Here is a 10,869-nt window from a genome sequence, read left to right as displayed (position 1 = left end):
CCGACATGCCAGGCACCAACGTCTCTCTGATCACCTGCTGCTTGAATTTTCGCGCGTACGTGCGACGGGGATGGGCTGCGCCCCCTGCGTTCGACATGGCTGACTGGCTCCGTTGATCTGAACGCCCTCATCATGCTTTGGAAAAGTCAGCATGGCGAAACGGTCGGGCCGAGCCGCTTACTGAAGGAGAGCCTCTGCGTTTGCACAAACGTATCGGCAAGCAGGTCACGGCGGAGTAGGCGCATGGCCGGATCGTCTATGCGATAGAGGCGAGGGAGGAACGTATGCGTGTAGCGCGCGCCGTAGGCGGCCCATTCCCGCATCGTCCCATGTACGTAACCCGCACCCGATTGAGATCCATACAGCGACACACGATGCAAAAACTCGTCGGCGATGTCCGAACCTGATGTCGCCGTCGAAAGCAGCATAACGATGCTACTAACCATAGATGGGAGCGTTTCCCCCATTACGGACGAAGAGGCGAGGCCAAGGCTCATCAGCTTCAGTTGCTCTGCGGCGCCGGAGGGAAGCGACATTGGCTCCAGTTGATGCAGACCGCTAAATTCGTGAATAGACGCGCCCGATTGTGTCGTCTTCACCTCGATTGAATAGCTTCCGATACGAAAATCTCGGCCACCTTCCTGCCATCCCTGCCAAAAGTCGAGACAGCGCATCATCGCGCCAGGGCGATCTGTCTGAAACAGGATCAATTGCCGCAAGACACTCAGTTCACCGAGGAGGCCGGTCACGACATTTTCCGACAAGGCGCCGCCTCGGATAGCCATCTCGATGATTGGCTCTACATGCGTGAACGCTGGCTGCACGCCTCGCGGGCCGGCGATGCCGGCGCGCATTAGTTCAATCGCGATCAGAGTTGCGATTGAGGCAAAATGCGACGTCGACGGCAGCACTATCCTATTCGCAGAGAAAGGCGCGCCTCCTTCTTCAGGGCGCCACTCTCCATGCTGAACGTGCCTCTTCACCAATGACGACACCGTGTGAAGCTCTGGCCCGCGAACAAAGACCTCAAAGTCGCCCGACGCCACCCGACCTATCGCCAGCGGTGGCACGAGCCAGCGCATATGCCGGACCTGTCCCTGCGGAACGCTTAATTGATCAAGGTCCGCGCGTAGAGCCTCGAAGTGTATGTCACTCATATCCGCAGCGCCGCGATATGGTCAGGGCCGCCGTGTGGTATTCCAAGCCCGATCGCGAGTAAGTCGTTCGGCAATTCAGGCGCACTCACCACATGAAAGAGCGCGAGCCCCGGGTGACCGCGTGGCCGCCAACTGGCGCCGCCCTGGATGCTCGGCACTGGCATAGTGCCATGGAAGTAATAGTCGACAAGTTCGTCTCCGTAATAGGATCCGCCATAGCCCCGCGTTCCCCACAAGGTTTGGAGTGCGTGTCCGTTGGAGGTTCGCTCGCGCGTGACGGCCTTGATCCCTCTTGCTGCCAACCGAGGGTCACGCGCCGGGTTCTGTCCAAAGCGAAAGGCAAGGTAGAACTGCGGCGTGCTTGGGTGCATCGTATCCGTGTAATTCCATGGCACTTCTGGACGATCGGTCGGATAGAAGCCTGGCGCCGAGCGATCGCTCGCCAGGTAAGACCACAACCGAAGGTACGCGGCGATCGAGTAAGGGCAAGACTGTGGCTCCGCACCATAGCCCTGTGGATTGCACATCGGCGGAGTGAACAGCGGGTTGCCGATACCGAGCAACCGCGCATAGTGCTCCCAGCGCTGGCTAAGCTCGTCGCCAAGATCAGGATCGTGATGCGAGTAACGCAACGTATCGAGAATCTCGGCGAGCCGCCAGAGGCTAACAGGCTCGGAGCGAATGAGCCCGCGCTCGAGGCCCTTGTCATCTTTCAGCCTCACCCACGCCCCATCATCTAGAAGGCCGACGGCGACATCGATGTTGTGTCTGACCAAATCATCGTTATCGGCCTCGACCAACTTGATGGAGGGTCGCGGACCTGGTGAAAGAGGAACCTTTCGTGCTTCGACCTTGCTCGTCGCTACGAACGATGCTCCCTGCAGGACAAGTGCTGGGCCGGCGGTCCCCTCGCTTCCGTCCATGGAACGCATGATCTCAGTTTTCAGCGCGTTGTCGTTCACGTGGTAGCGTCTGAACAGTTGCAGTTGATCCTCATATGTGAAAACCCGGCAAAACGGCAAGAAGCTCCCACGATAGCCAAACCAGCGTTGCATCTGCATTTGTGTGTCAGCGGCCGGCTCGGCGGCGCCGCGAAGAAACAGGCTAGTGGTAAGCCCCTCCAACGTCAGACCGCGTGAAAGAACGTTGCCCGCGACAAATATGGAGAGGCTGTCCGCCGCAATGCGAAATTCTCCTTCATCCTCAGCAATCTCAAAAAGCGGCCGGTCGTCGGAAACAGGGTCGCTGTTCAGAACGCGCAGCCTTACGCTTGGGAAAATGCGCTTAATAAGCGCTTCGCGAACTGCCGGCCATTCAGCACGGGAGATCGGGACGTAAGGTGCATGCGGTAACGTCGCAAGAGCTATTCGAGATGCCTCAAACCGGCTAAGCCATACCAACCAATCCGCTTCCTCAAGGACGAGCCGCCGAGTAAGACCGTCCGCCGAGATATTCAGACATTCGGTTTCCTCGTCAAGTTGGACCTCGGCCTCACGACCCGGCATCGCCGACGCCCAACGTACGACATCCATCGCAGTGCTGAAATGATCGTCCTTCCTTGCGGAAGGATGGATCAACATTGTGTGAGGACCGCAAGCGGCAGCACGCGCACTCTCCGCCGATGGGTAACGGCGATCGTGGTCGAAGGCATTTTCCCAACCTTGATCGAGGCTGCGCACTGCGGCGCCGACGAGGAAGCAGCGCAGAGCATCCGATAGCATCGTCCAGCGCAAAGCTTCACGTCGTTCCGCGAGTTCGGCTCCTGTCTCGCCGGGGCGAAGATCTGGGAATAGCGACGCGTGGCAGAGAGCGCCGTCCCCTGCCAACCGAAGCCGCTCGTAGAACATTTCGCCGCCGCAATAGTAGGAGCGGACGCCTGCGAACTCAGCATAGGTTGTCGAGCGAGGTGTTACAGATCCAATTGTCCCGGGCGTGCGGAGTGCGGCGTTGAAGTCCCTTGGGCTCAGCGGATTGTGGGTAGCCTGGAGGTAGTTTGCCTGCGGCGTCGCCGTGTATGCGACATAGGTCGCAACGATCTTGGAATGACGGGTCGACGCCTCATCAGGATCGCCGCTCCAAAGTGCCGAAATCAAACGCGGTGTAACCTTCTGCGACCGCGCGCTGTCCAGCACGCTCGCATCGTCTGCCTCGTCATCAAGCAGCAAGATTGAATAAGGACGGTCGCGTGCCTCGAGATATTCGTCGGTGACTATATCGGCAAGAAAGCGACGCAGCATGAGCAGATGGTCATCCTCCTTCGGAACGACGCAGATGATCGGTCGGCCAGCGCGCAGTGCCTGGCGTGCGAGCGGACGTTGCAGGTACCGCGCTGGATCGGCGCGCTGCTCATGAAGAATGTCGGCCGGTTGAGGAAGAATCAGTCGTTCATCGCGACGACGATATGCATTGTCGGCAGTCGAGCCGTCCAACTGCGCCAGAAAGCGCTCATAGGTCTGCAGCCAGAGGCTGACACGCGTACCTGCGAGGAGGATAAGAAGGTCGACGCCTGCATCGAGCGCCTTAGCCGCGACGCCAAGCATGCTCGCCGTCTTACCCGACTGAACAGACCCAACAACCATGCCCGTACGGACCCGCGATTCGGGCCACGCAGACAAATCGAGACCACCTTCGTCGCGGGGAAGGGCATTCTCGATGATGTAGCGAGCATCAGACTCGAGGACGGTTAGTGCGGTTGGTGATAGGCGACCCTCGACGCTCGAGTAATAGCGTGCCCACCAAGCGCCACCGAGCCCTTTACCGTCAGAGTCGTTCACCGCAGCGCTTGAATCGCCGATAGGGACGATTGCCGCCGGCCCGAGATTTGTTTTACCCGCATCCATATTAGTTAATTGGAATCTTGCGGATTTCAAGCAGGGCGTCGATCGCGCTATCACCGTAGCGTTCCTTCACGGCCGCGTCGGCGTCCGTGAAATTGACTCCAAGCGTCTCAAGGATGCTCGTTGATGCATTTGCGATGTGTGCCCACTGTGTCTTATTCTGTGTACTCGCGGGGCCGACCATCTTCGAGGTGAGGCTGCGCACCTCTTCGATGCCATTTTCGAGTTTGCTTTTCTCGCCGGTGATGATGAGTACAAGGCAGGCGAGCAGGCTAGCAACTACCGGCAACTCCTCCCATCGAGAAGCCATCTCGCTTTTGCCTTTGCGCCGGAATCTCGGGTGCCAAGCGTCCGATACGGTCTGATGGAGTTCGAGCGCGGCAATGAGGTCATTCGCGAGATTCTCAAGTGTCGATTTGGCGCGGAACTGCGCGAGACGATTGTCGTCGATCGAGCGCAGGAAATCGTCGATGTGACTTGCGGTGGACGGGGTTCGATAGGTCTTGTCAGGCGCCTGCGCCGGCTTGAGAATTAATGTCGCCACCATCCAGAACAGAACTTTGGTGCGCCGAAACCGCGTTATGCCGAAGCCTAATGCCTTAATGTTCTCATGCGCCGTTGTCGGATCGATCCCAAGCTTGACCAGTTCTGGAGCTATCTCTGGCTCGGGCCTGTCGCCGCCTACGAATAGCATAAGGCGCGAGATCATTAGATGGTTGAAGACCGCATTGCGAATCTCTTCGGCGTTGAGCTTCATGCCCTGCTGATTGTAGAGCCTGAACACCTTGTGGATATCGCGAACCTGCGTGTCGCGATAGATGAGTACCGGGATGAAATAATCACACGCGCGCTCGAATAAATCCGCTACCGTGATGCTCTCACCCGCGATACGAACCTGTTTGTCTCTAATTTCGCAATAGTATCGATCACCCAATAGCCGCAATGGGTCGTTATCATCGGCATACTTTTTCGTCTTGTAGGGCAGATATTTTTCGCGAATGTCCGTCGCGCGCAAATTATTGCGCTTTGCAAACTGACCGAAATTATTCCCAAACAGGTCAAAATCCTTCATTTTCTTCGCGTTTTCGAGACCTTCCGGATGGGCACCCATGAAGCGCAAGATCGCCGTTACCCTCTGCTTCCCATCCACGATCTGAAAGCGTTGACTGCTTGACACGCGCGCTAGGATAATCGATGGGAGCGGGATACCTCGCAAAATTGATTCGATCAGCATCTGCGAGTCAGCGTTCGACCACACGAAGTCACGCTGGTATGTAGGGTTAAGTTCCAACTGATTTTGTCCGGCGCGGCCTGCCAGGTCGTAGATTCGCCATTTGTCAACGGTCGCATTGATCGAGAGCGGCTCAGTCGCAGGCGCTTCATTCCAGACATCAACCCAAGCCTCCGTGGCAGCCGCGACTGAAAACTCATCCTCGAGCATTTGGAGAAATGCTGTGCGATTGCTCACTGCCCGACTTAACCGCTCCTCAAGCGTTTGTGCACCCAGTTCGGTTAGCAGAACGCGACCGTCTTCCAAATAGAAACTGGCCTCGGCCTTTCCCGGCGACAATTCATCGAACAAGCGCAGCGCAACGGACTTAGGTGAATCCTGATCCTCGAAAGTTGAGTCAAGATTAAGCCACGCAGAAATTTCAAGGACGCGCGCCAGCCAGGCGCTCGACGAGAACTCGATCTCGGCTGCATCGAACGGCGACACAGCCTGCCGACGCCCGTCTAACTTGGGCAACGCACTTGGCTGCGACAGTTCCGAGAGCAGTGTCGCAACTTGATCAAAATCTAGCTCTTCCAAAACCTGTCTCCAAATATAGCGTAACCTGATAGCCGTAATTTTCAGTTCAATCTTGGCCGTATTCAACGATTCCGGAATATCCTTTATCTACATTCGGCTATTTCCGACCCCAGCAATCGACCCTGACGTTTCGCCCGAGGAGAAAGTAGCGCTCGTGCGACGTGCTCGACCACATTCGAGTTCACAGCATTGCCGAGAGCGTGAAACGCTTGAGTCGTACTCCTTGGAAGCTGCTTAAGCTCGTCTAAACTCTGTAGCCTAGCGCACTCGTGGGGAGTCATATAGCGCCGCTCCCATCCGATTATTGGCACCTGAGTATCTGTCATCGCGATCAAGCTAGGAGCTGTGGTTCGACGCTTTATCCGCACCCCAGACGCTCTAAATTGCAATACATATTGCCAAATGTTCCGCTCGCCGCCCTTCACATTCCATTCCAACTTCTGCAAGCTGGAAGGGAATTTCAGAATCTTCGGAAGCCAAGTATCAATCCATCTCTTGTTGTCGGCGTAAAATTGGCGGTTTTGCCTAATGAAGTCGCGCTTCCATTTGGGAAACTGCATTTGCTCTGTGCGAGCATGGCTGGGCAACGCCGCCCAGCGATCATCTACAGACTCCCAGTCGCTCAGCAGGCAACCGTGCGACCCACGCATCTCGTATAGGCCTCGCTTTCCCTTTTGGACCAGCGCAGCGTACGGTGTCGACTCTTCAAAAGGGTAGGTTGCTCCCCACTCCATCGACCAAAGTGGAAACGATGGCAACTCCACCTTCAGCGGACTTCGAACGAGAAAATCATTCCACACCTCGAGGCATTCAGTGACCTGCGCCGAAAGCCGCCTAGCGTCCACCGGATTCTCATCCAAAATTGTCTCGATAGAGGTCTCTGCATTTACCGTTTCGGGCCAATTGAAGCCGATCAATGGCTCAATCGAGCCCACGATGTACACCCGCTCTCGAATCTGCGGTATACCGAAATTGTGCGGAGACAATTTCTCTGCTCTAATGTGGTAGCCTAGGCCATCAAGTCCCAACTTTTCCTGAATCTTCTCCCATGTCCGGCCTTCGTCATGTTTTAGCAGATTCGGAACATTCTCAAGAATAAAGAATCGAGGCATCTTCTCCTTCAAGATTGCCTCGACGTTAAAAAACAGATTGCCCTGCTTCGTGCATTCGAAACCGAGTTGGTCACCTGCTTTTGAAAACGGCTGGCACGGAAAACCTGCCGTCAGCACGTCGTGAACAGGAACATCCTTCGGCGATATCTTCGTTATGTCGCCTTCAGGTCTGAGCCCAAAATTCACCTCGTAAAGGTCACGAAGGTGCTCCTGCCACTCGGCTGCGAAGACACAACTTCCACCGAGACGCTCAAGCGCCAAGTGGAAGCCGCCGAGCCCGGCGAACAAGTCGACGAAACGGAAAGACTTCATTTGCGCCCAAAAGCGTTGATGTTAGTTCTCAATGGATACAACCTGACGCGCCGTCATGGCGCGCGCGTATTATGCCAGTTAAACGGCGCCCACTACCTGCACTGAAGGATCCGCGGACGCATCTGGCGACACTGTATATCTATACATACTCCTTGTACACCTCCGAAGAAGGTGAGGCGGCGATTCGATGCACGACAGCAAAAACTGTGTTCCGAGTTGCCGCGTCGAAGTTCCCGACCTGCCCGACGCACGAATCAGTGCTACACCGAAAATGACTTGCTCAAAAGAAAAATTCAGCCAATGCCCGATCGACAACGGTTTGCGTGGGAATCTAAAAACAGAGAAGCATCTACCACTTCTACAAAACAGGCTCCATCTGCCCGCGATTTTGCAGGAGTGAGCCAAGGCCTTTATCGTATCCCCACTGCAATTGCACTCAAATTGAAAACCTCCACGTGGCTACAAGATAAGCGGTTCGGTCAGTGCGATAGACGGCGCAGCAGCTATCGCACCGATGCTGAAACTGGTGCCCTAGTCAGCTCCATAGCCGGCCGCGTAGGCACTGCGCTCGGAGGTATCGCTGGCGCCATCCTCGGGGGTCTCTTCGGTGCCTCCAGCGGTTGCGGCGCCGGAACCGTGATTGGCGAAGCCGTCGACACGCAGATTCTTTGCAACCGCCGATGTCTCGCCTACAGCCATACGTTTGGCGCCAAGTAGTCGATTTTCAGCGTCATCCATCGATAGCAGAGCCCGGCTTCGGCCGGGCTCTACGCGTTTACGTCCCCGGAGCCAACTCATGGATCTCGTTCAATCGATGGCCCAGTTGGATGAAAACAGCTTCGCCAAATCCGTGGGTCTACTACGATGCCGCCCGAATCGGCGGTTTCGACTTGAATTCGCTGAAGTGGTCAAGGGGCGAATCGGATTCGAAAGAATTTGAGATATATATCACCACTTCGAGCATGGCAACCCACCGCCGCTCCGCCCACGCAATCCTGCGCCGGCGCACCTCTCCGGGAGCCGTGATGCCTACCTACCCGTCCCCTTTTGAATATCTACTTGCATTCGGCTTGCTCTTTGCGGCTGGCATGCTGACCTCGATTGGCATGCGCCAGTACGCCGACAAGATCCGGCGCGAGGCAACCGCTCATGCGTGATCCTCGTATTCACGATCCGTACGATCCGGACGACATGTATCTGCACGCGCACGACGATGACGAGCCCTTCGAGCAAGGCTTCGTCGCACCAAATGCACGCCCACGCGATCGCTGTAGTGTGCGGCCATGCGCGACCCTAGCCTGTCCGAAATGCCGATCGTCGGTCGTCGATGCGCGCCATCGCGCCCGCAAGACTGGCGGAGCAATTGGCGCAGTCGCTGGCACAGCTAGCGGCGTTGCCATCGCCCTGTCCGGTGTCGAAACCGGCGCAACTGTCGGCATACTCGCCGGCCCCGTCGGTGCTGCATGCGGAGCCATCGCCGGCGCCATAATCGCTGGTCTCATCGGCGGTACGGCAGCATGCGCTACCGGATCCGTCTTCGGCGAAATCGTCGACGAAAAGGTTCTCGACAACTATCGTTGTCACGCATGCGGACACACATTCAGTCAGCCCAAAGCATCTCCCTGAACAGTCGTTTTCCCTTCGGTAGTATCCCCTCACTTTTCTCTTGCATCTGCCCGGCTACGTGCCGGGCTTTATGCCGTTTACTAGGAGTTTTTCATGCATCTCGTCAAAACAATGGCCTACGTCGGTGAGCAACCGTGGCACGGCTTGGGTAATCAACTTTCTCCGCGCCAGCCAATCGAGGTATGGGCAAAGCAAGCAGGGATGGACTGGAGCGTCGAATCGTCGGAGGTTCGGTTCGTAGCTGGCAACTCCAGCAACCTCGGCTCGATTCACGCGTTCCCCGAACAGCGTGTGCTCTATCGGTCCGATACGAAAGCGCCGTTGTCCGTCGTTTCGTCTCGGTATCAAGTCGTGCAGCCTCGCGAAATTCTCGATTTCTACAAAGATCTTACAGAGGCGGGCGGATTCGAGTTAGAGACAGCGGGTGTGCTCAAGGATGGCAAAAAGCTCTGGGCCTTGGCTCGTACCGGCCAGTCCGTCGCGCTCAAGGGCAAAGACACCGTCAAAGGCTACCTGCTGCTCGCTACCGCTTGCGATGGCACTCTTGCGACCACCGCGCAGTTCACGAGTGTGCGCGTCGTCTGCAATAACACCCTTCAGGTTGCACTCGGCGACAGTGCCGGCGCCATCAAGGTGCCGCACCGTTCGCAGTTCGATGCGCAGGCTGTGAAACGTCAACTCGGTATCGCCATTTCGTCATGGGACGGCTTCATGGTTCGTATGCACGCACTCTCCGAACGTAAGGTCAGCGATACCGTGGCCGAGATGTTCTTTCGACGTGTGCTCACGTACCCGAGTGGCGGCCCAAACATGCAGATGCAGGCGACAAACGATCGCGCGATCAAGGCCGCGCAATCGCTGTACGCGGGCAAGGGGATGGGCGCAACGCTGGCGTCCGCATCCAGCACGGCATGGGGTCTGGTGAATTCGATCACCGAATACGTGGATCACCGTCGTCAGTCCCGCAGCGACGATCACCGGCGCGACGCCGCGTGGTTCGGTGCAGGTGCCGCACTTAAGCAAAAGGCGTGGGACGAGGCGATGAAGCTGATCGCCTAAAGGTTCCCGCGTAACGTCATACAGCCCGGCCGGGATCTCTCCGCCGCGCTTCTTTCATTTCGGAGGTTATATGCCTTTGCCTGAACCAACAGGGCGTCGCAAACGCCCCGCATTGCGGCTGGTCGAGACCAAAGACCTGTCTCGTGACGACTGGCTGGAGGTAAGAAGAAACGGGATAGGGGGTTCGGACGCAGCCGCTGCCGTGGGACTTTCGCCGTACATGAGTCCACTCGAACTTTGGTTGATCAAGACGGGGCGCGATGCGAATCTGCCACGCCCTGATCCGCACGATACGACAGAGCCGATTTACTGGGGGACGCTGCTAGAACCCATCGTAGCTGCGTCGTACACGAAGCAGACTGGCAACAAGGTAAGGCGGGTCAATGCAGTACTCCAACACCAGGGCATCCCGTTCATGATCGCCAATATCGACCGGGAAGTCGTCGGCGACCGAGATGTGCAGTTGCTCGAATGCAAGACCGCGGGCGAATTCGGCGCACGGCTCTGGCGTGACGGCGTACCTGAGTACGTGGTGCTTCAGGTGCAACATCAACTCGCGGTCACGGGCAAGCAGGCGGCCGATGTTGCCGTGCTCGTCTGCGGCCAGAAGCTCGAAGTACATCGCATCGTTCGCGACAACAGACTCATTGCCCGTCTGATCGAACTTGAAGCCGCGTTCTGGCGATTCGTGGAGACGGACACGCCGCCGCCAGCAGACGGTTCGGATTCTGCAGACCGCGCGTTACGCTGCCTGTATCCGGGTACAGGCGGTACGGCCGATTTCACGGACGACCGGAAGCTGTCGTCCCTGTTCTCCGATCTCGTCGCCGTGCGTGCCGACATCGAGACTCGTGAACAGGTCGAGTCACAACTCAGGCAGACCATCGTGCAGGCAATGGGCGAGGCCGACCGGGCGGAATTCGAGACCGGATCGGTGTCATTCAAACGTAGCAAGG

Annotated in this window: 9 protein-coding genes; 4 read left to right on the top strand and 5 right to left on the bottom strand. The window is 57.2% G+C overall.

Annotation, left to right across the window (positions count from 1 at the left end; all coding sequences use genetic code 11):
• Positions 1-146: 146 nt before the first annotated feature.
• The 5 genes from FQ755_RS32130 to FQ755_RS37675 form a co-directional block, all read right to left on the bottom strand.
• The gene (locus FQ755_RS32130) at positions 147-1,157 is read right to left on the bottom strand and encodes a PD-(D/E)XK motif protein (RefSeq protein ID WP_144160825.1); all 1,011 of its coding nucleotides are present in this window, start codon (positions 1,155-1,157) and stop codon (positions 147-149) included.
• Positions 1,154-4,027: a Z1 domain-containing protein gene (locus FQ755_RS32125; protein ID WP_144160822.1), complete on the bottom strand. Its 2,874-nt coding sequence runs from the start codon at positions 4,025-4,027 to the stop codon at positions 1,154-1,156. Before FQ755_RS32125 ends, FQ755_RS32130 begins: the two co-directional genes overlap by 4 nt.
• Entirely contained in the window at positions 3,999-5,804 is a 1,806-nt protein-coding gene (locus FQ755_RS32120; protein ID WP_144160819.1) for a DUF262 domain-containing protein, read from the bottom strand. Before FQ755_RS32120 ends, FQ755_RS32125 begins: the two co-directional genes overlap by 29 nt.
• Before the next feature lie 83 nt (positions 5,805-5,887).
• Positions 5,888-7,228 (bottom strand): DNA (cytosine-5-)-methyltransferase, encoded by a 1,341-nt coding sequence (gene dcm, locus FQ755_RS32115; RefSeq protein WP_144160816.1) that lies wholly within the window; start codon positions 7,226-7,228, stop codon positions 5,888-5,890.
• Positions 7,229-7,759: 531 nt separating this feature from the next.
• On the bottom strand, positions 7,760-7,927 hold the full coding sequence (locus tag FQ755_RS37675; protein WP_186308721.1) for a hypothetical protein: 168 nt from the start codon (positions 7,925-7,927) through the stop codon (positions 7,760-7,762).
• 128 nt (positions 7,928-8,055) lie between these two features.
• Between FQ755_RS37675 and FQ755_RS32105 the strand changes: the two genes are divergently transcribed.
• The 4 genes from FQ755_RS32105 to FQ755_RS32090 all read left to right on the top strand — a co-directional run.
• Positions 8,056-8,385: a hypothetical protein gene (locus FQ755_RS32105; protein WP_144160775.1), complete on the top strand. Its 330-nt coding sequence runs from the start codon at positions 8,056-8,058 to the stop codon at positions 8,383-8,385.
• On the top strand, positions 8,378-8,854 hold the full coding sequence (locus FQ755_RS32100; protein ID WP_260858981.1) for a hypothetical protein: 477 nt from the start codon (positions 8,378-8,380) through the stop codon (positions 8,852-8,854). Before FQ755_RS32105 ends, FQ755_RS32100 begins: the two co-directional genes overlap by 8 nt.
• 93 nt (positions 8,855-8,947) lie before the next feature.
• On the top strand, positions 8,948-9,913 hold the full coding sequence (locus FQ755_RS32095; protein WP_144160772.1) for a DUF932 domain-containing protein: 966 nt from the start codon (positions 8,948-8,950) through the stop codon (positions 9,911-9,913).
• Between the two features lie 70 nt (positions 9,914-9,983).
• The coding region (locus FQ755_RS32090; RefSeq protein WP_144160769.1) for a YqaJ viral recombinase family protein at positions 9,984-10,869 on the top strand (886 nt) is incomplete at its 3' end.

The sequence above is a fragment of the Paraburkholderia sp. BCC1885 genome (assembly GCF_900996235.1).
Taxonomy (GTDB): domain Bacteria; phylum Pseudomonadota; class Gammaproteobacteria; order Burkholderiales; family Burkholderiaceae; genus Paraburkholderia.
This window is presented reverse-complemented; position numbering and strand designations above follow the sequence as displayed.